General features: G+C 56.1%; 25 protein-coding genes. 13 read left to right on the top strand and 12 right to left on the bottom strand.

Features of this window, described 5'->3' with window-relative positions:
• Nucleotides 1-20: 20 nt before the first annotated feature.
• On the bottom strand, nt 21-1574 hold the full coding sequence (locus AC2FH2_RS07625) for a UxaA family hydrolase (protein WP_496823296.1): 1554 nt from the start codon (nt 1572-1574) through the stop codon (nt 21-23).
• Nucleotides 1575-1657: 83 nt separating this feature from the next.
• Between AC2FH2_RS07625 and AC2FH2_RS07620 the strand changes: the two genes are divergently transcribed.
• The 6 genes from AC2FH2_RS07620 to AC2FH2_RS07595 all read left to right on the top strand — a co-directional run bounded on the left by AC2FH2_RS07620 (nt 1658) and on the right by AC2FH2_RS07595 (nt 6393).
• A complete protein-coding gene (locus tag AC2FH2_RS07620) occupies nt 1658-2395 on the top strand; it encodes a GntR family transcriptional regulator (RefSeq protein ID WP_496823251.1) in 738 nt (245 codons plus the stop codon).
• Nucleotides 2392-3444 carry an aldo/keto reductase gene (locus tag AC2FH2_RS07615; RefSeq protein ID WP_281995094.1) on the top strand — a complete coding sequence of 351 codons (1053 nt, stop codon included), beginning with the start codon at nt 2392-2394 and terminating at the stop codon, nt 3442-3444. Before AC2FH2_RS07620 ends, AC2FH2_RS07615 begins: the two co-directional genes overlap by 4 nt.
• Nucleotides 3434-3862: an RbsD/FucU family protein gene (locus AC2FH2_RS07610; protein WP_142636301.1), complete on the top strand. Its 429-nt coding sequence runs from the start codon at nt 3434-3436 to the stop codon at nt 3860-3862. Before AC2FH2_RS07615 ends, AC2FH2_RS07610 begins: the two co-directional genes overlap by 11 nt.
• A complete protein-coding gene (locus AC2FH2_RS07605; protein WP_496689340.1) occupies nt 3859-4689 on the top strand; it encodes an amidohydrolase family protein in 831 nt (276 codons plus the stop codon). The genes AC2FH2_RS07610 and AC2FH2_RS07605 overlap by 4 nt, the downstream gene beginning before the upstream one ends.
• Nucleotides 4690-4775: 86 nt before the next feature.
• Complete coding sequence (locus tag AC2FH2_RS07600; RefSeq protein WP_142636305.1) at nt 4776-5531, top strand: SDR family oxidoreductase; 756 nt, start codon at nt 4776-4778, stop codon at nt 5529-5531.
• A gap of 19 nt (nt 5532-5550) precedes the next feature.
• Nucleotides 5551-6393 (top strand): fumarylacetoacetate hydrolase family protein, encoded by an 843-nt coding sequence (locus tag AC2FH2_RS07595; RefSeq protein ID WP_496693755.1) that lies wholly within the window; start codon nt 5551-5553, stop codon nt 6391-6393.
• 32 nt (nt 6394-6425) lie between these two features.
• On the opposite strand, the gene AC2FH2_RS07590 is transcribed toward AC2FH2_RS07595, so the two are convergent.
• Entirely contained in the window at nt 6426-7463 is a 1038-nt protein-coding gene (locus AC2FH2_RS07590) for a GlxA family transcriptional regulator (protein ID WP_246097212.1), read from the bottom strand.
• Between the two features lie 157 nt (nt 7464-7620).
• Between AC2FH2_RS07590 and AC2FH2_RS07585 the strand changes: the two genes are divergently transcribed.
• Entirely contained in the window at nt 7621-8298 is a 678-nt protein-coding gene (locus AC2FH2_RS07585) for a GntR family transcriptional regulator (RefSeq protein WP_142636309.1), read from the top strand.
• Between the two features lies 1 nt (nt 8299).
• On the opposite strand, the gene AC2FH2_RS07580 is transcribed toward AC2FH2_RS07585, so the two are convergent.
• The 7 genes from AC2FH2_RS07580 to AC2FH2_RS07550 all read right to left on the bottom strand — a co-directional run bounded on the left by AC2FH2_RS07580 (nt 8300) and on the right by AC2FH2_RS07550 (nt 15873).
• Complete coding sequence (locus AC2FH2_RS07580) at nt 8300-9256, bottom strand: ABC transporter ATP-binding protein (RefSeq protein ID WP_496691600.1); 957 nt, start codon at nt 9254-9256, stop codon at nt 8300-8302.
• Nucleotides 9253-10230: an ABC transporter ATP-binding protein gene (locus AC2FH2_RS07575; protein WP_142636312.1), complete on the bottom strand. Its 978-nt coding sequence runs from the start codon at nt 10228-10230 to the stop codon at nt 9253-9255. The genes AC2FH2_RS07580 and AC2FH2_RS07575 overlap by 4 nt, the downstream gene beginning before the upstream one ends.
• A gap of 4 nt (nt 10231-10234) precedes the next feature.
• Complete coding sequence (locus AC2FH2_RS07570; protein ID WP_185956667.1) at nt 10235-11137, bottom strand: ABC transporter permease subunit; 903 nt, start codon at nt 11135-11137, stop codon at nt 10235-10237.
• Nucleotides 11137-12144 (bottom strand): ABC transporter permease subunit, encoded by a 1008-nt coding sequence (locus AC2FH2_RS07565; protein ID WP_142636316.1) that lies wholly within the window; start codon nt 12142-12144, stop codon nt 11137-11139. Before AC2FH2_RS07565 ends, AC2FH2_RS07570 begins: the two co-directional genes overlap by 1 nt.
• Entirely contained in the window at nt 12144-13238 is a 1095-nt protein-coding gene (locus AC2FH2_RS07560) for a M24 family metallopeptidase (protein ID WP_496823250.1), read from the bottom strand. The genes AC2FH2_RS07565 and AC2FH2_RS07560 overlap by 1 nt, the downstream gene beginning before the upstream one ends.
• A 65-nt stretch (nt 13239-13303) precedes the next feature.
• Nucleotides 13304-14887 carry an ABC transporter substrate-binding protein gene (locus AC2FH2_RS07555; RefSeq protein WP_142636319.1) on the bottom strand — a complete coding sequence of 528 codons (1584 nt, stop codon included), beginning with the start codon at nt 14885-14887 and terminating at the stop codon, nt 13304-13306.
• 368 nt (nt 14888-15255) lie between these two features.
• Entirely contained in the window at nt 15256-15873 is a 618-nt protein-coding gene (locus AC2FH2_RS07550; protein WP_142636321.1) for a TetR/AcrR family transcriptional regulator, read from the bottom strand.
• 193 nt (nt 15874-16066) lie between these two features.
• Here AC2FH2_RS07550 and AC2FH2_RS07545 point away from each other — a divergent pair, with 193 nt between their 5' ends.
• The 5 genes from AC2FH2_RS07545 (at nt 16067) to AC2FH2_RS07525 (ending at nt 20601) form a co-directional block, all read left to right on the top strand.
• Nucleotides 16067-16996, top strand: coding sequence for an AEC family transporter (locus AC2FH2_RS07545; RefSeq protein ID WP_142636323.1), 930 nt, complete (start codon nt 16067-16069; stop codon nt 16994-16996).
• Between the two features lie 104 nt (nt 16997-17100).
• On the top strand, nt 17101-17934 hold the full coding sequence (gene fghA, locus AC2FH2_RS07540) for an S-formylglutathione hydrolase (RefSeq protein ID WP_496823249.1): 834 nt from the start codon (nt 17101-17103) through the stop codon (nt 17932-17934).
• A gap of 3 nt (nt 17935-17937) precedes the next feature.
• The gene (gene sthA, locus AC2FH2_RS07535) at nt 17938-19386 is read left to right on the top strand and encodes a Si-specific NAD(P)(+) transhydrogenase (RefSeq protein ID WP_142636327.1); all 1449 of its coding nucleotides are present in this window, start codon (nt 17938-17940) and stop codon (nt 19384-19386) included.
• Nucleotides 19383-19838: a YaiI/YqxD family protein gene (locus AC2FH2_RS07530; RefSeq protein WP_281972917.1), complete on the top strand. Its 456-nt coding sequence runs from the start codon at nt 19383-19385 to the stop codon at nt 19836-19838. Before sthA ends, AC2FH2_RS07530 begins: the two co-directional genes overlap by 4 nt.
• 142 nt (nt 19839-19980) lie before the next feature.
• On the top strand, nt 19981-20601 hold the full coding sequence (locus AC2FH2_RS07525; protein WP_282021765.1) for an HAD family hydrolase: 621 nt from the start codon (nt 19981-19983) through the stop codon (nt 20599-20601).
• Between the two features lies 1 nt (nt 20602).
• On the opposite strand, the gene AC2FH2_RS07520 is transcribed toward AC2FH2_RS07525, so the two are convergent.
• Nucleotides 20603-21841, bottom strand: a complete 1239-nt coding sequence (locus AC2FH2_RS07520) for an MFS transporter (RefSeq protein ID WP_496823248.1) — start codon at nt 21839-21841, stop codon at nt 20603-20605.
• A 146-nt stretch (nt 21842-21987) separates the two neighbouring features.
• On the opposite strand from AC2FH2_RS07520, the gene zapE reads away from it, so the two are divergent.
• On the top strand, nt 21988-23046 hold the full coding sequence (gene zapE, locus AC2FH2_RS07515) for a cell division protein ZapE (protein WP_142636336.1): 1059 nt from the start codon (nt 21988-21990) through the stop codon (nt 23044-23046).
• 59 nt (nt 23047-23105) lie between these two features.
• Here zapE and AC2FH2_RS07510 read toward each other — a convergent pair whose 3' ends face one another.
• Entirely contained in the window at nt 23106-24380 is a 1275-nt protein-coding gene (locus AC2FH2_RS07510; RefSeq protein WP_496823247.1) for a bifunctional folylpolyglutamate synthase/dihydrofolate synthase, read from the bottom strand.
• Complete coding sequence (gene accD / locus AC2FH2_RS07505) at nt 24377-25294, bottom strand: acetyl-CoA carboxylase, carboxyltransferase subunit beta (protein ID WP_496689318.1); 918 nt, start codon at nt 25292-25294, stop codon at nt 24377-24379. Before accD ends, AC2FH2_RS07510 begins: the two co-directional genes overlap by 4 nt.
• Between the last annotated feature and the right edge of the window lie 10 nt (nt 25295-25304).

Raw genomic sequence — 25304 nt, 5'->3', positions numbered from 1 at the left:
TACCTCTGACGAACCTGCCGCTACATCACAGCGCCAATTTGCCAGGGGACAAATTCAACGCCCCCAAAACCAAGCTCTTCGCTTTTTGTTTGTTCGCCCGATGCGACACGGATCAACATTTCGAACAACTCTTCGCCCTTGGCCTCGATACTGACCCCGTCAGTGACGATGTCGCCGCAATTCAGATCCATGTCTTCGGACATGCGGGCGTACATTTCCGAATTTGTTGCCAGCTTGATGCAGGGCGTGGGTTGATATCCGGAGACCGACCCCCTGCCCGTGGTGAACACGATCAAATTGGCACCCGCTGCTACCTGACCCGTGACTGAGCAAGGATCGAACCCGGGGCTGTCCATGAAGACAAAGCCCTTTTTGTCGATAATTTCGCCAAATCTGTAGACGTCGCGCATCGGGGCCGTGCCCCCCTTGGCCACCGCACCCAGAGACTTTTCAAGAATGGTCGTCAGTCCACCGCGCTTGTTTCCGGGGCTTGGATTGTTGTCCATCTCGCCGCCATTGCGCTTGGTGTAATCTTCCCACCAATGAATACGTTCGATCAGTTTTTCGCCGATTTCCGGCGTTTCTGCGCGCCGGGTCAAAAGATGCTCGGCGCCATAAATTTCAGAGGTTTCCGATAGGATTGTTGTTCCGCCATGGCGCACAAGCAAATCAGAGGCATATCCAAGCGCCGGATTGGCAGTGATGCCGGAATAACCATCCGAGCCACCGCATTGCATCCCGACCGTAATCGCACTGATCCGAGCCGGCTTGCGGACGGCCTGATTGGCGAGCCGAGCGATCCCCTCCAGCTCGGCAAGCCCGCGCTCGATCGTGCGGCGCGTACCGCCTTCGTTTTGGATGGTCATATAGCGCAAGGCACCGTCCTCGCGGATGGGGCGGCCATCAACCAAACCGGCCACTTGCATGACCTCACATCCCAGCCCGATCAGCAGAATGCCGGCAAAGTTCGGGTGCTGGGCGTACCCGGCCAGGGTGCGCATCAACGTAGCATAGCCGTCATCCTTGGCCGACATACCGCAGCCCGTGCCATGCACGATGGGCACCACCCCGTCCACGTTGGGATATGGATCAAGCAACCCGCTTTTTGAGGCCGCTTCGGCGATGAACCGGGCTACTGAACCCGAACAATTCACCGTCGTCAGAATTCCGATATAGTTGCGCGTGCCAACCTTCCCATCGGACCGGTGATACCCAAGAAAACTCCGCTCTTCGTCGATATGCGGCAAAGGAGTATTTGCGGTCGCATGGGCATAGTCCTGCTGATGGGCCCCCATACCAAGATTGTGGACATGGACGTGATCTCCGGCTGCGATATCTGCCTTTGCCTGACCAATGATCTGACCATAGCGAATGACGTTTTTTCCGGCAGAAATTGGGGTAATAGCAATCTTGTGCCCACGCAGAACCTGATCCCGAAGCGGGACATTCAGCCCGGAAGGCTGCGTGCCGATCTTCAGATCTCGGAGTGCAATGACGATATTGTCGTCCGGGTTCAACCTGACTGTATCGCGCGCTGCGGGCTCAGAAGCCTTTATTTTCTGATCTGGTTGCATCATTTTCCTGTTTGCTGATCCCGACTGCTAATCGTCGGACACGCACTTGTCAACTAACATGTTAGTATGCTAGGTCACCAAATATGAATAAACCACAGGACATAAACGCTCTGCACCTGCGCGATATTTCTACGTCTGAGGGCTCGTTGTCTCAGCGCGTTTACCTCTCAATCAAGCATGCAATCCTGTCGCTGGACTTCGCGCCGGGCGACAACCTCAGGAAGGCGCCGATATGCGAACGCCTTGGCGTTTCGCGTGCGCCCGTGACCGAGGCGATTGCCCGACTTGCTTCCGAGGGTCTGGTGGATGTCGTGCCCCAATCCGGCACGCGCGTATCCTATTTCTCGATGTCCGAAATTCGCGAGGGCATGTTCCTGCGTGAAGCACTTGAACTTGCGACGGTCGCCAAAGTCGCGCGCGATTTGACCGAGGATCAGCGCAAGATACTGGGCCGCAACATGCGTCTGCAAGAGCTGCTGATCGAAGATGAAGATGTCCCCGGCTTTTACGAGGCGGATGAAGAATTCCACGGCCTGCTAATGAAATTCACAGGATTCAACAGGTTAAGCGACGTCGCGCAAACCGTTTCACTGCAAGTGACCAGAGCGCGAATGCTGCTGCTGCCCACCCCGGGCCGGGTGGTGGAAACGCTGGCCGAACACCGCGCCATTTTCAACGCGATTCTTGAGAGAGATGAAAAAGCTGCACAGGACGCCATGCAACATCATCTTGGGCAGTTGATGCCTCGGATTCAACGCTTGCAGCAGGAACAGTCCCACCTTTTCACGGACTCCCCTCATCCAATACGCGAGGCAGGATGACAGTTACCGCAACAGAGCTTCTAAATGGCCGCACGGCGCGACCCGTTCCGCTGACCAGGATGGGTTTTGGTGGCGCGCCTTTGGGGAATCTCTATCGCAAAGTATCAGACGAGGATGCGCAGGCTGCGCTGCAGGCAGCCTTTGATTTGGGCATCCGATTTTTTGACACCGCACCGCAATATGGGCTGGGCCGCTCCGAGCAACGATTTGGCCAGGCTATTGCCCGGTTCGGACGCGAAGAGATTCAACTTTCGACCAAGATCGGGCGTCTGCTGCTGGATTGCGCACCGCATCAGGTCACACCCGAAGCCTTTGTTGATGTGCCGCAGAAACGTATCGTTTTCGACTATACCTATGACGGGGTCATGCGATCCTACGACGCCAGCCGCGACCGGTTGGGTGTCTCATGCGCCGATATCCTGCTTGTGCATGACGTCTGTGCGTTCAGTCAGGGCAGTCAGGAGGCATCTGATGCCAAGATCCGGGAACTGTTCGATGGCGGCGGATACAAAGCTCTGGTCGAACTTCGTGAAGCCGGTGAAATCTCCGCCATTGGAGCCGGTGTAAATGAATGGCAGGTCTGCGAAAGATTATTGGGCTTGGGCGACTTTGACGGGTTTCTTCTGGCAGGCCGTTATACCCTCTTGGAACAAGACGCTTTAGACAGCTTTCTACCCCTTTGCGAAAAGCGGGACGTGGGCATAATTCTTGGCGGGCCGTACAACTCGGGTATCCTCGCAACCGGCGCTGTTTCCGGTGCGAAATACAATTATGCTGATGCACCCGAAGACATCCTTGCCCGAGTTCGCCAGATCGAGGCTGTCTGCTCAGCCCATGATACACCACTGATCGCTGCTGCCTTGCAATTTGTCCTTGGCCATCCCTGCGTCAAAACCGTTGTCCCCGGCGCGGTGAATGCGGCCGAGGTGCAGGCCAATGCGGCCCTGCTCGAACGTCAAATCCCCGCTGCGCTTTGGTCTGATCTGTGTTCGGAAGGATTGATCCGTTCCGACGCCCCCCTTCCCGGAGAGACTGCCTATGCTGCGTAATATTGATCCCATCCTGTCGCCTGACCTGTTGTACACCCTGCGCGCTATGGGGCATGGCGATGAAATCGTGATTGCGGATGCGAATTTCCCCGGCTCCAGCTCTGGGCCGGGCTGCATACGTGCCGACGGGTCAAGCGCCAGCGAAATCCTAAGAGCTATTTTGTCTGTCATGCCGTTGGACACATTTGTGCCTGACCCGGCCCTGACCATGCAGGTTGTTGGCGATCCGGATGCTATACCTGAGGCCATCGCCGATTTTCAGACCATTATCAGCGAAATAGCGGACCACCCGGCCACGATACAGGGCCTTGAACGTTTCGCCTTTTACGACCGGGCGGCCACAGCTTTTGCGATCGTGCAAACCGGCGAACGTCGGCTGTATGGCAACATCATCCTGAAAAAGGGTGTTCTTGGATGAAGATCGACGCCCATCAGCATTTTTGGACATTGGCGCGCGAAGACTATGGCTGGCTGACACCGGATCTGGGGCCGATTTACGCGGATTTCGCGCCCGCGGATCTGGCCCCATTGCTGAAAGGAGCGGGAATTGACGGTACGGTCTTAGTACAGGCTGCGCCGACAGCTGCTGAGACCGAATATCTGCTGTCACTCGCCGAGCAGGCCCCGTTCATAAAAGGCGTTGTCGGATGGGTTGATTTTGAGGCCGCCGACGCACCGGAACAAATCGCACGACTGGCTGCCCACCCGGTTTTTGTCGGTTTGCGCCCCATGGTTCAGGACATTCCCGACCCATTATGGATGCTCAAGGATGGGCTGACACCGGCTTTTGACTCTCTGCAACAGTCAAACCTTACCTTTGATGCGCTGACCCTGCCGCGACATCTGGGGCCGCTTCAACAGCTGCTGGATCGGCACCCACATATGCGCACGGTGATTGATCACGGTGCCAAGCCCCTGATCCGGGAGGGAGTCATGGAGGGCTGGCAAGAAGACATGTCGACATTGGCCCGAAATACAAATGCCTGGTGCAAACTTTCCGGGTTGGTGACCGAGGCCGGGGCGAATTGGACGGTAGAAGATTTGAAGCCTTATGTGAATCACCTGCTGAACACATTCGGGCCCTATCGCCTGATCTGGGGCAGCGACTGGCCGGTTTGCACATTAAACAGCAGTTATGAACGATGGCTCGAGGCGACCGATACGCTGTTAACCGGTCTGTCACCACACGAGCATCAGGCGATACGGGGCGGTAATGCTGCCCATGCCTATGATCTCAGGAACTAGATTGATCTTTCCGAGGCTGTATGCCGATGGGATTTTGCCGTCGTGGTTCCCAGAAGCTTGGATTTTAGAAGGAGAGTGAATTAGATATGACATCATCCGAAAACCTTGGCCGTCTGGCTGGCAAAACTGCTCTGATCACCGCCGCGGGACAGGGCATAGGGCGTGCAACAGCCGAATTGTTCGCCGCCGAAGGTGCACAGGTTTTTGCCAGCGACATTAATGATACCTCTCTGGCAGAGTTGCAAAATATCCAAGGCGTTACGTCGGTAAAACTTGACGTAACCGATGCGGCGGCAGTGCAGGACTTCGTCGCGGGCACGCCCCCGTTGGATGTTTTGTTCAACTGCGCAGGATATGTGGCTGGCGGGTCCATTCTGGAATGTGATGAACGTGACTGGGATTCCAGTTTTGAGCTGAACGTCAAATCGATGTACCGGCTGATCCAATGTGCCCTGCCAACAATGCTGGAACATGGTGGCGGGTCTATCATCAACATGTCTTCGGTCGCCTCTTCGTTGAAGGGCGTTCCAAACAGGTTTGCATACTGCGCCTCGAAAGCCGCCGTAATCGGACTGACGAAATCGATCGCAGCCGATTTCGTCACTCAAGGCATCCGGTGCAATGCGATCTGCCCCGGCACTGTCGACAGCCCCAGCTTGCACGACCGGTTGCGCGCAACTGGGGATTACGAGAAAGCAATGACTGATTTTATCGCGCGGCAACCCATGGGCCGCATCGGAACCGCAGATGAGATCGCGGAACTTGCGCTCTATCTGGCCAGCGATGCCAGCAAATACACAACCGGACAGCCCTTTGCCATTGATGGCGGCTGGACGATCTGAAGCAAATGAGGAATGTGAAATGAAATTGCTACGATACGGCCCAGCAGGCGCGGAAAAGCCGGGCATAGTTGATAAAGACGGCACTATCCGGGACCTGTCGGGGATCGTCGCCGACATTGCTGGGGAAGCGCTTAGCGATGAAACCCTCGCACGGCTGCGCGCGCTGGATCTTGAAACCCTGCCACCCGTCGATGCCGACAGCCGTATCGGCGCCTGTGTTGGACGTGTCGGCAAGTTCATCTGCATCGGTTTAAACTTTGCCGATCACGCGGCCGAAAGCGGCATGGACCTACCTGCTGAGCCGGTGGTCTTTTTCAAAGCGACATCCGCCATCATAGGCCCCGATGACACGGTTGAAATCCCCCGCGGGTCAGTCAAGACCGACTGGGAGGTGGAACTGGGCGTCGTCATCGGAAAAGAAGCAAAATACATCTCGGAGGATGAAGCACTGGCCCATGTGGCAGGATATTGTGTGATCAATGACCTGTCAGAACGGGATTTTCAGCTGCACCGTTCAGGTCAGTGGGTCAAAGGTAAATCCGCAGATACGTTCGGCCCAATCGGTCCCTGGCTGGTGACACGGGACGAAATCCCTGATCCCCAAGACCTGCCAATGTATCTTGAGGTGAACGGGCATCGGTATCAGGATGGCTCGACCAGAACGATGCATTTCAGTGTCACAGCGGTGATCTCGCACCTGTCGCAATTCATGTCACTGCAACCCGGCGACGTGATCTCGACCGGGACACCCCCCGGTGTGGGTCTGGGGCAAAATCCGCAGGTTTACCTCAAACCTGGAGACAAGATGGAACTGGGGATCGAAGGTCTGGGGGTTCAACGTCAGAACGTTATACAGGGATAGTCCTTGGGACCTATCAAGTGGTGCTCATCCAGTCATTCTGGGTGGGTTTCCTCGGACCAGGATCGCCGGAAATTATGCGGTGATATTCTGAATCGGTTCCGGAAATGCACAGAAAGCCTATCCGTACTGGAAAACCCGGATGCAAAGGCTATCTCAGAAACGCTCAGGTTTGTTTCATTCAACAGGGCAAAAGCACGGTCCAGCCTGAGTTCATTATAGAACCGTCCCGGCGACATGTTAGTGTGCTGCCTGAATAGCCGCTCCATATGCCGCCGGGACAGGGACGCCTGATCCGCTATTGCCTCGAGGCTAAGCTGCGTTTCAATATTCTCGCGCATGATTTGCACCGCTTCGATCAATTTGGCATTTCGCGTGCCCAAAAGCGCCGAAACCGGCGATACCTGTTTGCTGCCGCCTTCTCCCAGCCTTCTGTGCAGGCACATTTCCGAAACATTGTTCGCCAAGGCGTTGCCAAACAATTCCTCGATAACTTCAAGCATCATGTCAGTGCTGGCGTGCCCGCCCCCGCATGTTCTAAGTTTCCCGTCAATTTCATAGAGGTTCTGGGTCGGCTCCATTGTTGGGAAGTTCTCACAAAAGCCAGGCCGGTTTTCCCAATGGACGGTAAAGTTTCTGGTTCCGATCACGCCCGCCTTTGCTAAGGCAAATGCACCGGTACAAATCCCACCGAACTCACATCCATGCGCCTTTTGTCGCCGAATCCAGTTCAGGACATTTGTGTTGAAAGACCTCATCGGTTGCGTTCCGGAACACACAAAGACAAACGCTCCCTTCTCCAGGTCATGAACCGAGTGATCCGCCTGAACACGTATGCCGTTGGAACAGGTCACGGGTTCTCCGTCGGTGGAGAGCACGTACCATTCGAACAGCTGCTTTCTGGACAGTTGATTTGATATGCGCAGAGGCTCAATCGCGGCACTGAAAGCCAGCATCGTCGTGTTGGGTAAAAGCAGAAAATAGAAGGCCTTGGGCGGCCCGTCATAGGAAACGTCCACGGAAATTGCGCCTTTTGGCAAAAAGCGCGGATTATCCATACGATCCTCTTTCATGTTTAATCCTTATAGAACGTGACCATTTTTACTGTGGCAGCCGAGGCGGCTTGAAATCAATCAACACTTTATATTCATTAGTGAATGCAAGGCTCTTGGAAAATCGGTGTCTATTTTGTATTTTGGATACAAAATTACACCAGCAGAGACTGTAACAATGCCAAGAACCCGCGCAATTCCCAGGCAAAGTTTGCCCGATGTCATCACAAATGACCTGCGCGAGCGGATTCTAAGCGGTGAGATGGCAGAAGGTGAAGCCATCCGTCAAGAAGCCCTGGCAGAAGACTATGACGTGTCACGCATGCCCATACGAGAAGCGTTAAAACGGCTTGATGCAGAGGGTCTTGTGCAACTGACCAACAATCGCGGCGCTGCGGTGACAAGACATTCGCTGTCAGAAATCGGTGAGATATTTGACCTGCGGATAATGTTGGAGGTCGACCTGTTCAGGCGTGCAATTCCACAGATGACCGAAGCAAATTTTGCCGAATGCGAAAGGTTTCTGGACGAAATGGAAACGTCCTACGAAGCCTATGATGTCGGGCGGTGGGGTGGTTTGAACTACGAATACCACAATGCGCTTTACGCTGCAGCAGACCGTGGGATCACCAATGATATACTACAACGGATCAATCTACAGTCCGATCGCTATGTCCGTATGCACCTGAGCGTTATGGAACAACGCGAGCCCGCGAAAAAGGACCATCGCCAACTGCTGACGCTGGCCGAGAATGGGCAAGTTGAGGAAGCCTGCGCGCTGTTGACCCAACATATTGGGCGTACAAAAGACCATTTGCTTGCGATGGTCACCGCAACGCGCAGTTCCGAGAGCTAACCTAACCCAGCGGATGCAGGCATGCAGCCTGATGGGTTGTTCCTTGCAGATCGGGTGGTGCCGCACGGCATTCGTCAGTTGCCAGCCAGCATCGCTGAGCAAAGGCACATCCCTTGGGGATATTCATCGGTGAGGGCAACTCACCTTCCAGCTTGATCCGTTCCTTACGCGCCTCGGGGTCGGCACGCGGTGTCGTCGACAACAACGCTTTGGAGTAAGGATGCCGGGGCGCCGCGAACAACTGTTCTTTCGGAGCTTTCTCGACTGCGCGTCCCAGATACATGACGATTACGTCATCAGCGAAATGCTTCACCACAGACAGGTCATGCGAGATGAACAGGTAGGCCAGGTTCAGACGCTCTTGCAGTTCAACCAGCAGGTTCAGGATTTGTGACTGGATCGAAACATCCAGCGCCGATACCGGCTCATCCAAAACCAGAACCTTGGGGTTCAGCATCAGGGCTCGGGCAATCGCAATCCGCTGCCGTTGGCCACCCGAAAACATGTGGGGGTAGCGATCATAATGCTCGGGGCGCAGACCGACAAGATCAATCATTTCGCGTGCGCGAGTTTCCCGTTCCGCAGCGGTCATATCGGGCCGGTTGATGATCAGAGGTTCCTGAAGGATCTGACCGATCCGTTGTCGCGGATTAAGCGAACCATAGGGATCCTGAAACACGATCTGCACGTTTTCGCGCATCTCAGCCCATTTTGACGGGGTGATTTCGACGCCGTCGATGGTCAGTGTTCCCGAAGTGGGCTCTTCAATCATCGTTACGACGCGAGCGAGGGTGGATTTACCGCACCCGGACTCTCCTACAATGGCCAGCGTCTTGCCAGGCTCTAGGGCAAAATCCACACCGGAAAGGGCTTTGACCGTTGCCGATTTCGACAGCAATCCCCCTTTGACCTCATAGTGCCGGGCCAACGCGTTTGCCTGAACGATCGGGGCGGTCATGCCAATTCTCCAGCGGTGATTTCCTTGACGTGGTGACAGCGGGCCTTGCCGAAATCTGCTCCATGCGGAGCGGGTGGTGTGTTCCGGCACAAGTCATCGGCGAATTGGCATCGCGGGCTGAACAAGCAACCTTTGGGACGGTCAAATTGACCAGGAACAACACCTGGAATCGTCGGCAGCAATTTCGAAGTTGCCCGTTCAGGCAAAGCGTTCAGCAAAGCTGAGGTATAAGGATGGCGCGGTGTGCGGAACAGATCGCGTACCGGCTGTTCCTCGACCTTTTGACCGGCATATTGGACCTGAACCCGCTCGGCGGTTTCTGCCACAACACCCATGTCATGGGTAATCAGAACAAGGCCCATCCCCTGCTCATCGCGCAATCGGACCAACAGATCCAGAATCTGCGCCTGAATCGTTACATCAAGCGCGGTAGTGGGTTCGTCCGCGATCAGAAGTTTCGGGGTGCAGGCAATCGCCATCGCGATCATGACCCGCTGATTCATGCCGCCCGACATCTGGTGAGGAAACGTATTCAGGCGGCTCTCGGGTGCCGGGATACCCACCAGGTCAAACAGCTCAATCGCGCGCTGATGACGGTCTTTGCGGTTTAGTCCCAAATGGATACGCAGTGCTTCCTTGATCTGGAAACCGACCGTGAAACAGGGGTTTAGCGAAGACATCGGCTCTTGAAAGATCATGGCAATATCTTTGCCGATGATCTTGCGCCGATCCCGTGCCGAGATTTTGGTCAGGTCGCGACCCTCAAAGCTCATTTCATCTGCCGTGATCGTCGCCGTCCATGGCAGCAACCCCATCAGCGCCAGCATTGAAACGGATTTCCCCGAGCCGCTTTCCCCGACAATGGCCATCAACTCGCCCTTGTTGACAGACAGATCAACGCCATCCACAGCGCGGAACTCACCCGACGCAGTAGCAAACTCGACCGAAAGATTTCGGATTTCCAACAGGCTCATGTCGTCAGCTCCGTTTCAGCTTGGGGTCCAGCGCGTCGCGCAGACCGTCGCCCATCAGGTTGATTGCCAGCACCGTGACCAGAATGGCCAGGCCCGGGAAAGTTACCACCCACCACGCGCGCAGAATGAATTCGCGCGCTTCGGCCAGCATCGTACCCCATTCCGGCGTGGGCGGCTGCGCCCCCATGCCCAGAAAGCCAAGTGCCGCAGCATCCAGAATCGCGGTCGAGAAGGACAGCGCCGCCTGGACAATGATCGGCGCCAGACAGTTCGGCAGCACGGTTTTGAACATCAGGCGTGCCTTGCTTGCACCGGCCACACGAGCCGAGGTCACATAATCCTTTTGCCGTTCGGCCAGAACCGAGGCGCGGGTGAGGCGCACGTAATGTGGTTGAAACACAATGGCGATGGCGATCATTGCATTGGTCAGAGACGGGCCCAGAATGGCGACCAGAACCAGTGCCAGCAGCAGCGACGGAAAGGACAAGATAATATCCATCACGCGCATGATCATCGTATCGACCCATTTGGGTGCAAACCCGGATAGCAGGCCAAGAACCACACCGCCTGACACGGCCACACAAACCACGACGATCCCGACAAAGAAGGAATAGCGAGATCCCATAATCAGCCGCGAAAGCATATCCCGGCCGAGTGGATCAGTCCCCAGCGGGAAGGCCCAACTGCCGCCTTCCTGCCACGCCGGAGGCTGCAGGATATGCTCGCGGAACTGTTCGGTTGGATCGTAGGGGGCCAGCAAAGGTGCGAAGGCAGCACAAAAGACAAAGGCAGCGAATACCCACAGGCCAATCACCGCGCCGCGGTTTTCACTGAAATAAAACCAGAATTCGCGCAAGGCGCTTGGGCGGTCTTCGGTTTTGGGTGCATTTGCGGATAGTTCAGCCATCACCGCCTCCGGATTTTTGGATTGATGATGCCATAAAGGACATCGACCAGTAGGTTCACCAGCATCACGATCACGGCGATCATCAGAAGACCGCCCTGCACCACCGGGTAATCGCGCCGGAAGATGCTGTCGACCATCCACTTGCCTATGCCCGGCCAGCTAAAGATCGTCTCGGTCAGAATTGCACCAGCCAGCAAAGTTCCAACCGACAGGCCGATCACCGTAATCACGGGGATCAACGCATTACGCAGAGCATGCAGCCCGTTGATCCGAGTGGGTGACAGGCCTTTTGCCCGCGCGGTACGAATGTAGTCCTCGCCCAGAACCTCAAGCATCGCCGAGCGCGTCTGACGCGCAATGACAGCCAGCGGGATCGTCCCCAGAACAATCGTTGGCAGAATCAAATGCCGAACAGCCGACGTGAATGCCCCGGGTTGCCCCGACAAGAGACTGTCGATCAGCATAAAGCCGGTCACGCTGGGGAAGTAATACAGAAGGTCGATCCGACCCGAAACAGGTGTCCAGCCCAAATTGCCCGAGAACACGATGATCAGCAGCAGCGCCCACCAGAAGATAGGCATCGAATATCCCACCAGCGCAGATGACATCAGCGCCCGATCAAAGAATTTGCCCCGGTTGACTGCGGCAATGACACCGGCGGGCAACCCAAGGGCCACCGCGAAGATCATCGCGCAGATTGACAACTCCAGCGTCGCTGGGAACAGGGCAAAAAACTCGTCCCAGACCGGTTTCTTGGTGACAAAGCTTTCGCCCAGATCGCCCTGCATAACGCCGGTCAGATAGTCCCAATATTGTTGGAGTACCGGCTTGTCGAAGCCCAGTTTGACCACCATTTCCTGATAGCGTTCCTCGGACATTCCGCGTTCACCGGCCATGACGATGATCGGATCACCGGGCAAAACCCGAATGAACATGAAGGAGATAAGCGTTACACCCAGGAACGTCGGAATGAACATACCGAGACGAGAAAGAAAGTAGCCAAACATCAGCGACCTATGATTGTGAGATCTTTGGGAAAGTGGGTCAGCGACCGACAGCCATCCCCTGTAACAAGCACGTCATCTTCTATGCGCACGCCGAAATTGTCCAGCGCGTAAAGGCCAGGCTCGTTTGTCCAAACCATGCCCGGCAGGATTTCCTGGTCGTTTCCACGCATGATATACGGCGCTTCGTGAACGTCGCGGCCCAGACCGTGGCCCGTTTTGGTGCGGATTCGATCGGCATAGGGTGACGCTTCGAGAACGCCGATCACGGCATCGTCGATATCATGCGCCGTGACACCGGGACGGCAGGCTTTGAATCCTGCCAGATTGGCGCGCAGAACGGTGTCATAGACCGCCCTGCCCTCGTCCGAGACCTCTTCGACAAAGAACGTGCGGGTGATGTCGGCGGCAAAGCCATGTTTGCGGGCTCCGAAATCAAACAAAAGCGCATCGCCCGGTTTGATCTGGTAATCCGCCCGCGCCTTACCATGGGGCCGCGCCGAGTTATCCCCGGCGGCAACAATCGGCGAAAATGCCAGCGAGGCGGCGCCTTCCGCAAACAGCGCCTGAATCAAGGCCTGTTCAATCTGCAATTCGGTCTGACCGACGCGCACATCCGCAATCACGCGCTCTAACGCGCGTTCAGAGATGTCGATCGCGGCTTGAAGCGCTGCGATATCGTCTTCTGTCTTGATAGTGCGCAAGCCAGAAATTTCACGCTCGGCATCGACAATCCGCAGGTCCGGTAACGCGTTGGTAAACGCCTTCGACACAAAGACTCGCATCACCTGCCCTTCCACAGCCAGCGATGTCAGTGGCATATGCTTGGCGAGGGCTGCAAAGGCGTCATCATACCCGGTCTGGTCGAACCAGTCGAAAACGGCGCCTTCAAATCCAACCAGGTCCCAACTGCCGAGCTCAAGGTTGGGAACGATGGCCGCAGGAGAACCTTCGCCGGGGACCACGACCACAAAGGGCCGTTCGTGGCTCATGAAAGGTTTTCCCAATGCGCGGGTAAAATTCGGGCCGGGCACAAGGGCCACGGCATCAACTGACATGTCCTTTGCCAGTTGACGGTACTCGGACAAATTCGGCATCAGGGCCGACCTCCAATAAGAAACCGGAGCCGCCACGCGGGCGGCTCCGGTCGGTAAGTGATGAATTATTCGACGCTCACACCGTAGAAGATGTGGCCGCCCAGCGGGTGCACTTTATAGCCCTGCACTTCGTTGCGCATCGGCATAAAGACCACCGAGTGTGCGATCGTTGCCCAAGGCGCCTGCTCTTTGAAGACCACCTGAGCGTCTTCGTACAGCTTGGTGCGTTCGGCCTGATCAGTGGACTGCTTGGCCTTGAGGATCAGCTCTTCGAAGGGTTCGTGGCACCACTGCGCCCGGTTCGAGGCTTCGCGTCCGTCACAACCCAGCAGAACCGCCAGGAAGTTGTCTGGATCGCCATTGTCACCGGTCCAACCCAGCAGAACGGCTCCGTCACGGTCCAGATCTTTCGAACGCGACAGGTATTCACCCCATTCATAGGACACGATTTCGACGTCGACACCAACCTTGGCAAAATCCGCTTGGATCAGCTCGGCCATACGGCGTGCATTCGGGTTATAGGGACGCTGTACCGGCATCGCCCAAACCTTCATCGACAGGTCGGATACGCCTTCGGCTTCCAGCATCGCCTTGGCCGCTTCGGGATCATACGCGTCATCGGTGATGGCGTCGTTATAGCCCCACATGGTTGGCGGGATCGGGTTCTTGGCAACTTGGCCCGAGCCCTGGAACACGACGTCGATGATCGCATTCTTGTCGATCGCCATGTTCAGCGCCTTGCGGACCTTCGGATTGTCGAACGGTGCCATGGTGGTGTTGTAGGCGAGGTAGCCGACGTTCAGGCCTTCCTGCTCCAACATGTTGATATCCGCATCGTCCTGCATCGCCTGAATGTCGGCCGGGTTCGGATAAGGCATGATATGACATTCGCCTGCTTTCAGCTTTTGATAGCGAACCGATGCATCCGGCGTGATCGCGAAGATCAGGTTCTCCACATCCGCAGGGGCCTTCCAGTAGTCGGCATTCTGCGCATAGCGGATCACCGCGTCTTTCTGATAGGCTACAAACGAGAACGGACCAGTCCCGATCGGTGCTGTGTTCAGCTTCTCAGGCGTACCCGCGGCCATCATCGCATCCGCATATTCCGCAGACAGGATCGAGGCAAAGTCCATCGCCATGTTGGCCACAAAAGGCGCTTCAGGCTTGGACAGGGTGAACTTCACTGTGTAGTCGTCGACTTTTTCAATCGACTCGACCAGGTCCGGCATACCCATGCCCTGGAAATATTCCCAGGTACCACCAGATACCTGATTATAGGCATGGCCTTCATCCTTCTGGCGCATGAACGAGAAGATCACGTCATCAGCATTGAAATCACGCGTTGGCGTGAATTCGTCATTCGAATGGAATTTGACGCCCTGACGCAATTTGAAGGTATATTCCAGACCATCATCGCTGGCCTCAACGCTTTCCGCCAGACCGGGGATAACATTGGTAGTACCGGTCTCAAACTCGAGCAGACGGTTGTAAATCGGGTGTGACGAGGCATCAAAGGTTGTCCCTGCGGTAAATAGCGCCGGGTCAAAGCCTTCGGGTGATCCTTCCGAGCAATATACCAAAGTATTTGCTTGGGCCGCAGCACTGGACAACGCAATCGCTGCAGTTGCGGCCATCAATCTAAGTTTCATGAGTTTCTCCCAGAAATGTTTTTTCTTCAGATTTTCGCGTTGTTCTAATTTCTAGTCAGAACAATCTTTGATGACTGTCACCGCCGCGAAATCCCTGCCCAATGTATCCAAAATACAAAATCCATTGTCAACTGAGTTCACCGCCCAGCGATCAGGAAGTAAAAAAGAGGGCAGGTACAGCGTTATGATTTGCCTGGTCGGGCCTGTTTTCTAACTGATTTCGGTTCTTTGGCGATTAGAGCCAAGCAGTGGCGAAGCCACCGGGCAGGAGCGTCCGAACTCTTGAATGCCATCAATCCTAAATGCCGCGGGCTTCAGGGATCGACCTCCACATCCATATCTTGAATCGAGTCGATCCGACCCAAATGTCAGGCGCCGTAACGGGCCATGAACATGTCGACAGCCTGCAGCGCGACCTCTTCAATCTCAGCCTCTGAAAAGCTGCTTTGAATGCCGAATGTGGATCGGGGCCAAAGGCGGACCTTGCACAATTCCGAAAACTGTTCAGCGGCAAATTGAAGGTCCTCGATAACCAATTCGCCTTTATTCACCGCTTTTTGCAGATATTCTGCAAGTTGCCGGGTGCCATTTTGCGGCCCCGCCTCATAGAAGGCGCGGCCAAGTTCGGGGAACCGATCTTGCTCGGCCACGCAGATGCGGAACACCTGCTGCGCAAAATCCGACACCAGAAATGCGGCCAGCTGGGTCGCAGCGATGGTCAGCACCTCGCGTGCAGGTTTTGTATCGTCAACCATCGAAACGACATTCTCGGCCATACGGCAGCATTCGTTCTGAGCGACCTCCATGAAAAGAAGACGCTTATCCGGGAAATAGCTGTACAGAGTCGCCTTGGAAACACCCGCCGCGCGCGCAATGTCATCTACACTAGCTCCTTCGAAACCATCTGCCATGAACACTGATCGGGCTCCTTGCAGGACCTGATCAAATTTTCGGCCTGTTCGCAAAATGGCAGTTGCTTCGGACATGCGCTCTCCTTCAGGGGTGAATTCGTCGAATCTATAAACTGATCAGTTCAGATACAACGATTCGCATAGGATTTCGGCCATGGGCAGGCGGGATTATGGTAATTTTTCCGTTAGGTCAGTCCGCGAAGGTCGTTCGGCGGGGCCTGATTGGCCAGGGGTTGCCGCCAGAGAAAACCGTGCTAACACTCTGGCCATGGCTGATATTTTTCTGCGTACGCTGCCGTTCTTTGCGATTATCGGCCTGGGGTATTGGGCTGGGCGCAGTCGGTTCTTTTCGGAAGAAGCCACGGCCTATCTGACGAAATTCGTGTTCTATTTCGCGCTTTCGGCAATGTTGTTCCGCTTTGCCGCCACCCTGCCCTTTGCCGAGATATTCGACGGCAGATTGGTCGCGGGCTATCTGCTGGGAACGCTTACGGTTTATGCTCTGGCCAGTCTGATCGCGTGGATGCGCGGCCTTGACATACCAACCTCGGCCGTCGAGGCCCAATGCGCTGCGATCGGCAATGTGGGCTTTCTGGGGCTGCCGATGCTTGCGCTTTTGTTCACCGAAGCAGCAATCGGCCCGGTCATGCTGGTATTGACTGTCGACCTTGTGGTGTTTTCCTCGCTGATCGTGATTTTGATCAATGCCGGACGCGATGGGCGGCTGACGCCGGCAACATTTAGGTTGATTGGCCTCGGTTTGCTCAAAAACCCGATGATCGTATCTATTTCAGCGGGGCTTTTGTGGTCAGCCTTCCAAATTCCCGTGCCCGTTCCACTGAACGATTTTCTGACAATCCTGGGCGGGGCAGCCACTCCGGGAGCCTTGTTTGCGATAGGGGCATCGCTCGCCAGCAAATCCGCCGAGCGTGTTCAGATCGCTGCCTGGCTGAGTTTTTGCAAGCTGATCATTCATCCGCTCTGCGTTGCTGTCTTCGTAATCTGGCTGATCCCGGCGGAAAGCTTCTCGGCTTCGGTTGCCATTGCAGCGGCAGCACTGCCGGTCGCTGGGAATGTCTATATGCTGGCGGCCTATTACGGGGTCGCACCCCATCGGGCTTCGGCCGCAATTCTCTTGTCTACCGTGGTCAGCATCCTGACACTGCCACTGGTGATTGCCATAGCCGGAACATTCTAAGCCACAGATAGGTAAAAATACTCGCTGGCCGCAGGAACACAGACTTTACGCACGGACCGAGTAACGATAGCCATGGCGCGAACCTAAGGTAAGGACGGAACCAAATGGAAACCCTTTCGGAAAACGCTTGTTTCGGAGGCGTCCAGGGCGTCTACCGCCACGCCTCGGCAGCCTGCCAATGCGACATGACTATTGGACTGTTCCTGCCCGCCGAGGCAAAGGACGGCCCGGTTCCGGTTCTATGGTATCTGTCGGGCCTGACCTGCACCCATGAAAACGCCATGACCAAGGCCGGAGCGCAGGCCTGGGCCGCGGAACAGGGAATCGCCCTTGTTTTCCCTGACACGTCCCCGCGCGGCGAAGGCGTCGCCGATCACGAGGACTACGATCTGGGCCAGGGCGCGGGGTTTTATGTGAATGCCACGCAATCACCCTGGGCACCGCACTTCAACATGTGGGACTATGTGGCCGAGGAATTGCCCGCTCTGCTGGTTGAAACCTTTGCAATCGACGCAGACCGCCAGGCCATTACCGGCCATTCCATGGGCGGCCATGGCGCCCTGACATTGGCAATGAACCTACCGGGTCGGTTCCGATCGGTTTCGGCATTTGCACCGATTTCAAACCCAACAAGCGCCGATTGGGGCCGCAAACAACTGAAGGCATATCTGGGCGATGACGCGGCCCAATGGGCCAAGCACGACGCATCGCTGATGATGAAGAACACCGGTTTCGACGGCCCTGTCCTGATCGACACCGGCGACAATGACCAGTTCATCGACCTGTTGCGCCCCGAGGCGCTGGCCCAGGCGATAGCCGAACGTCGCCAACAGGCAGTTTTCCGTCTGCAGCCCGGCTATGACCATTCTTACTTCTTTGTGTCGACCTTCATGGAAGACCACATCACTTTCCACGCCGAAGCACTGTATGGAGACTGAGGCATGAGCAAATACGACTATGACCTGATCATTGTCGGGTCCGGCCCTTCCGGTCGTTCGGCGGCGATTCAGGCAGGCAAGTTGAAACGCCGGGTGCTGGTTATCGACCGCAAGGATCGGTTGGGTGGGGTCTCGGTCCATACCGGGACCATCCCGTCAAAAACCCTCCGCGAGACAGTGCTGAACCTGTCTGGCTGGCGCGAGCGCAGCTTTTACGGGCGCTCGTACCGGGTAAAGGATCAGATCCGGGCCGAAGACCTCAAGGCTCGGTTGCACATGACGCTGGACCATGAGGTCGACGTGCTGGAACATCAGTTCAACCGGAACCACGTGGAAACCTTAAATGGTCTGGCAAGATTTGTCGGTCCCCACGAGATTGAGGTTGCAACCGACGCAGGCGAAACCACACGTCTGTCCGCCGCAAAGTTCCTGATAGCCACCGGAACCAAGACCTATCGTCCCGATTATGTGCCCTTCAACGGGAAGACCATCGTCGATGGCGATGATTTTCTGGAGATGGCCGAGATACCGCGCTCGCTATGCGTGATCGGGGCCGGTGTAATCGGTGTTGAATATGCCACGATGTTTTCCGCGCTTGATGTACGTGTCACCCTGATTGAACCCCGCGAGACGTTTCTGGATTTCATCGACAGCCGGCTGATCCACGACTTTACCCACCAAATCCGCGAAAACGGTGTGGATTTGCGGCTGGGCTCTGCCGTTGAAAAGATCGAAGATGGAGGTAGCCACGTAGAAGTGACGCTCGAGAATGGACGGCATGTCCGGGCCGAGATGTTGTTGTTTGCTGCCGGGCGGATGGGCGCGACCTCGGCCTTGAATCTGGATGCTGTCGGGCTGACAACCGATCACCGCAACCGGATTGAGGTCGATCGCAAGACCTATCAGACAGCGGTACCGCATATCTATGCGACCGGAGATGTAATCGGACATCCCTCGTTGGCATCAACCTCGCTGCAGCAGGGGCGCGTGGCGGCATGTCACGCGTTGGAGACCCCAACCCTGCCGGAAAGCCCCTGGTACCCTTACGGCATCTATTCGGTGCCCGAGATATCCACCTGCGGCATGTCCGAAGAGGAGCTACAGGAGCGCGATATCCCTTACGAGGTCGGCGTCGCGCGATTCCGCGAAACTTCTCGCGGGCATATCATGGGGTTGGAACATGGCATGTTGAAGATGCTGTTTTCGCTGAAAACCCGCCGGGTTCTTGGTGTGCAGATCGTAGGCGAAGGCGCGACTGAGCTGATCCATATCGCACAGGCTGTATTGAACCTGAAAGGCACAGTGGATTATTTCGTTCAAAACACATTCAACTACCCGACCTTGGCCGAGGCCTATAAGATTGCTGGTCTGGATGCGTTTAACCGGATGCCCATCCCTGAGGAGTTCAAGGTCAAGAAGAAGCCTGCCGAGAAACAGGCAAAGAAAGCGTGACAACCCTGTACATAGACGCAGATGCCTGTCCAGTGAAGGCCGAGGCCGAGCGTGTAGCGACCCGACATAAGATTCCGATGGCTCTGGTATCGAACGGTGGCCTGAGGCCTTCGGCCAATCCTCTGGTACAGGTTGTGATCGTGTCCGCAGGTGCGGATGAGGCCGATAAATGGATCGCAGAGCGTTGTGGTACAGGGGACGTGGTTGTGACCTCTGACATTCCTTTAGCCGCAAAATGTGTTGAAGCAGGTGCGCGTGTATTACGTCACAACGGCGAGGCCTTTACCGCCGCCAATATTGGTCAGCAACTGGCGATGCGCGACCTGATGGCAGACCTGCGTTCAGCAAACCCTCTGGGCGCGGGCGGCGGTGGCAAGCCTTTTGGCAAGGCCGATAGGTCCCGGTTTTTGGATGCGTTGGAACGGGAATTGCGGGCGGCACTAAGGGCGTGACCTTCCCGCCCGTCTCAGACGCATCAGAGATGCGTCCCCTCCGGTTGGGCCGGGCAGCGCTGCACGCTGCAGTTCCTGTCTTGAAAAGCGCAGCAAGGATTGATTCAGTCAGCCCCAGCAGAGATTCTAAGAAGGATTATTCATGCCAATAGAAGCGGTGGTTTTCGACATCGGGAATGTCCTGATAGAATGGCAGCCAGAACGGTACTACGACGCGGTTATTGGTGAAGACCGTCGCCGGGCCATGTTTGCCGAGGTTGACCTGCATGGAATGAATGATCTTGTTGATCAGGGGCAACATTTCACTGACACCATCTATGGCTGGGCTGATAAATATCCCCAATGGCGGGATGAAATCCGGATGTGGCACGACAAATGGATCGAATTGGCCACGCCCGAAATCCCCCACTCGGTACGGTTGCAACGTGCGCTGCGCGCCAAAGGCATCTCGGTCTTTGCGCTCACAAATTTCGGGGTGCAGAATTTTGAGTATGCAACCACGGTCTATCCATTCCTCAACGAGTTTGACCGGCTGTATGTTTCGGGTCGCATGCAGACCGTGAAACCGCATGTCCCTATTTACGAGATGGTCGAAGCCGATTGTGGTCTGGCGCCTGAGGCGTTGTTGTTCACCGACGACCGGATCGACAATATCGAAACGGCGCAGGCGCGAGGCTGGCAAACGCATCATTTTGAGGGCCCGCAAGGATGGGCCGACCGGTTGGTGGCTGAGGGGCTTTTGACCCGCGAAGACGCGCGATAGATCAGGCCGCGACGGGTTGTGTGCGGTTCTCGCGGATGGGCAGGTGAACGATGGCGCTGAAGGCGCCGATGGCCACGCCGATCCACCAGACAAAGGTGTAATCTCCGTACTGATCATACATGCGGCCGCCTAGCCAGACGCCAAGAAAACTGCCGACCTGATGGCTGAAGAAGATGATGCCGTAAAGCGTACCCATGTAGCGCAACCCGTACAAATGTGCGACAAGCCCCGAGGTCAGCGGAACCGTTGCCAGCCAGAGCGAACCCATGACCAATGAGAATACAACGACCGTGATTGGCGTGATCGGCAGGATAATGAAAGCCGCCGCTGTAAGCGTGCGGGCGGCATAAATAGAGGCCAGAAGGTATTTCTTGGGAAAGTGCATTCCGGCCCACCCCGCCAGCAATGTCCCTCCGATATTGGCCAACCCGATCAATGAAATCGACACAGCCCCTAAGGCGGAAGTTGTCGTTATACCAATGGAATCCAGTATTCCACCCGGCTGAATCGGGCCGCACATTTCGGTAACGAAAGCGGGAAAATGCGCTGTGATAAAGCCAAGCTGATAACCACAGCTGAAAAATCCCAGGAAAATCAGGGTATAAGACGGGTCCCGGAAGGCCTTACCCAGAATCTGGCCCATGCTCTCTTCGATTTCGGCTTTGGTCGCGGCTTGGGGCGCGCGCATGAAGGGCAGAGTCATGACCAGTGCCAGGATGGCAACGGCAAACACGATGAAAACCTGTTGCCAGGGCATAAAAGACAAAAGCCATTCCGCCGTTGGAGCACCCAAAACCTGGCCAAAGCTTCCTGCCGCTGTCACGACGGCCAGAGACATAGAGCGGTTATGATCAGAGGACGCCCGCCCAACTACGGCAAGCACGACACCAAACCCCGTGCCGGCAATCCCAAAGCCCACAAGCCAGGCGTACATCTGATGCTCGAACGGGGTAACGGACCACGCCGACAACACCATGCCCGATGCATAGGTCAATGCCCCGAGCACAATCGCACGGCGATCCCCCACCTTCTCGGCGATGGCGGCAAAAATGGGTTGTCCAATTCCCCAAGCGAGATTCTGGATGGCAATCGCCATCGAAAAATCGGTGCGCAGCCAGCCGAATTCAGTCGCAATGGGGATCTGGAATACGCCAAAGGATGCCCGCACTGCAAAACTGACTGCGATAATGATGCAGCCGACGATCAAGATCGGGTTTAGCAGGCGCGCGTGTTGGGGCATTGAATCCTCGGGATGGCAGAGCCGCGACGGTACGCAAATTTGTACCGTGGTCAATTCAGGAGTTTTGACGCCGCGGATAAGCAAAATTGATGCATCTTCCAAATGCCTTCTTTTCAACGCCCTGAGGTGAAGGTATCCCTCGGGATATGTCAGATTTGATATCGCTTTACGAGACACGCATCGCCGATGGCACTTTGACGCGGGACGATGCGCAAGAGGCTGTCCTTCCGCATTTCGAACGCATTCGCGCGGCCTTGGCTACCCCGGTCAAGCGTGGTTTCTTTCGCAAGGCACCCCCGCCGCCCCAGGGACTTTATCTTTGGGGCGGAGTTGGTCGTGGCAAGTCGATGTTGATGGATATGTTTGTCGACGCGCTTGGCGACATCCCTGCCCGTCGCGTCCATTTTCATGCTTTCATGCAGGAAATCCACGCGGGAATGCATAAAGCTCGTAAGGACGGAGTTGAGGATGCGCTTGCACCGGTCGCGGACTCGGTTGTCAAATCCGTAAAACTGCTGGCATTTGACGAGATGCAGATCACCGATATCACCGATGCGATGATCGTCGGGCGGCTGTTTGATCTTTTGCATGCTGGCGGGGTCGTGGTCATCACCACATCCAACCGGCACCCGGATGAATTGTACAAGAACGGCTTGAACCGCCAGCTCTTTTTGCCATTCATCGCGCATATCAAGGAACAGCTTCAGATATGGGAACTGGTCTCGCCCACTGATTACCGACAGAACCGTCTTGAAGGTGCGCCAGTCTATTTCACGCCGATCGGCCCCGAGGCTCGACAGAATATCCGATCCGTCTGGAACGATCTCGCGGGCGGTGCGGCGGAACCGCTGGTGTTACAGGTAAATGGCCGTGCTGTCGAATTGCCGGCCTTTCGGAACGGGATAGCCCGAGCAAGCTTTTATGACCTGTGCGGACGGATGCTGGGCCCTGCAGATTATCTGGCCGTTGCCGAGGCGGTCAAAGTCCTGGTTCTGGAGGACATCCCGCGCCTGTCCCGGAATAATTTCAATGAGGCCAAGCGCTTTGTGACGTTGATTGACGCCTTGTATGAGGCGCGGGTTCGCCTGATCTGTTCGGCGGCCGCAGAGCCCGAGATGTTGTATGTCGAGGGTGAAGGGACGTTCGAGTTCGAACGCACTGCCTCGCGACTGCGCGAGATGCAGGCCGAGGATTGGGGGGCATAGGGGCGCTGCCCCGTCACGTTTTGCGCGCCTCCCCCAAGGTATTTCAGCCAGGTGAAGACTTATCCGTTTTCGCGTAGGATGTTGCCCGCCAAATAGAGTGATCCGCAAATCAGGATACGGGCCTGAGGGTCTTGGTCTGTGATTTTCTGCAGGGCCGCGGATACACTCTCTGCTGTGTCGGCTTTCAAGCCAACCTGGTCAGCAGCCTGCGCCGTATCTTCAGCGCTAAGCGTTGCGGCCTCACCCGGTATCGACACTGCGGTCAGGCTTTGAGCCTGCGTGGCAAGCGGTGCAAGATAGCCAGCGACATCTTTGGTGCTGAGCATTCCGCAGATCAAATGTGTCGGAGATTGCGGTAATTTTCTCAGCACTTCAGCAAGCGCAATTCCCGCGGCGGCATTGTGCCCACCATCCAGCCACAGCTCGGCCTGTGCGGCCTGTTCAACAAGCGGGCCGGATTTCAGACGCTGCATCCGTGCTGGCCACTCGGCCTTGGTAACGGCGGCCTCATAGGCCTGATCACCAAGTTCGAGATGGCGCAATACCGCTATTGCCGCACCCGCATTCTGAATTTGATGTGCGCCAAGCAGGTTGGGTAGCGGCAGATCCCGCAGCCCGATTTCGTCCTGATACACAAGACGTCCGTTTTCCTCGATCACATGCCAGTGCTGACCGTGTACCAGCAATGGGGCGCCCAGACGGGCCGCTGTATATTCGATGACCTCAAGCGCTTCGTCCTGCTGTGGGCCGACGATACAATGGACGCCCGGCTTGATGATCCCGGCTTTTTCGGCTGCGATCTTGCCCAACGTGTCGCCTAGAAACTGTTCATGGTCGATGGAAACCGGCGTGATAACCGTCACGGCGGGTTCGTGCACTACGTTTGTTGCATCCAGGCGCCCGCCAAGGCCGACCTCAAGCAAGGTATAATCAGCCTGTTTGCGGGCAAAGGCCAGCAGGGCCGCACAGGTCGTAATCTCGAAATAGGTGATGTTCTCACCACCATTGGCGGCATAGCACTCATCAAGGACGTTTGTCAGTTCGGCTTCCGAAATCAACTCACCTGCCAGCCGAATACGCTCGTGAAACCGGGCAAGATGCGGAGAGGTATAGGCGTGAACCGTTTTCCCCGCCCCTTCCATACCGGCGCGGATCATAGCCTGCGTAGACCCCTTGCCATTTGTCCCTGCGATATGAACGACCGGAGGCAATTTGGTCTGAGGGCTTTCCAGTGCGGCAAGCAGACGCCACACCCGATCCAGCGTCAGGTCAATGATCTTGGGATGCAGCGCCATCATCCGATCAAGGATGACGTCTGACGATGGCGAAGTCATTCCTGATCCGCGTCTTTCTCTGGGGCTTCGGGGGTGGGCGCGGGCAAATCACCTTTGACCGCAGGAGGCTGATTCATCAGCATGCGGGTAATCGTGATCAATTCGTCACGCATTTCGGTACGCTTCGTTACCCGGTCCAGCATTCCGTGGTCCAGCAGGTATTCTGCGCGCTGAAATCCTTCGGGCAGCTTTTCCCGAATGGTCTGTTCGATCACGCGCGGGCCTGCAAAGCAGATTAGCGCATTGGGTTCCGAGATATGGACGTCGCCCAGCATCGCATAAGAAGCGGTCACGCCTCCGGTGGTAGGATGGGTGAGTACAACGATATAGGGCAGTTTTGCCTCTTTCAGCATCTCAACCGCCACGGTGGTTCGCGGCATCTGCATCAAGCTCAGGATGCCTTCCTGCATTCGAGCGCCACCCGCTGCCGAGAACAGGATCAGCGGGCGTTTCAACTTCACTGCCTCTTGCGCCGCCGCAATGATGGCATTGCCGACATACATACCCATCGAGCCGCCCATGAACGAGAAATCCTGGGCTGCTGCCACGACCGGCGTACGTCCGATATCACCTTTGGCGACCAGCATCGCCTCTTGCTCGCCAGTTTTCTTCTGCGCTGCTTTCATCCGGTCGGGGTATCTCTTCTGGTCCCGGAACTGTAGCGGATCATCTTTGGGAGCGGGAACATCGACCTCGGTAAATATACCACCGTCAAACAGGTGCCCGAACCGGTCGCGCGGTGTGATCGCCATATGATGATCACATTGGGTGCAGACATTCTGGTTTTCCGCCAATTCGCGGTGGAACAGCATCGTGCCGCATTCGTCACACTTGTGCCAAAGGTTTTCGGGGACTTCCCGGCGTGAGAAGATCGAATTAATCCGGGGACGGACGTAGTTTGTGATCCAGTTCATGTCGGAACCT

The sequence above is a fragment of the Ruegeria sp. YTSA105 genome (genome assembly GCF_059610225.1).
Note: the sequence above shows the minus strand (reverse complement) of the source record. Positions and strands in the feature narration are given on the sequence as shown.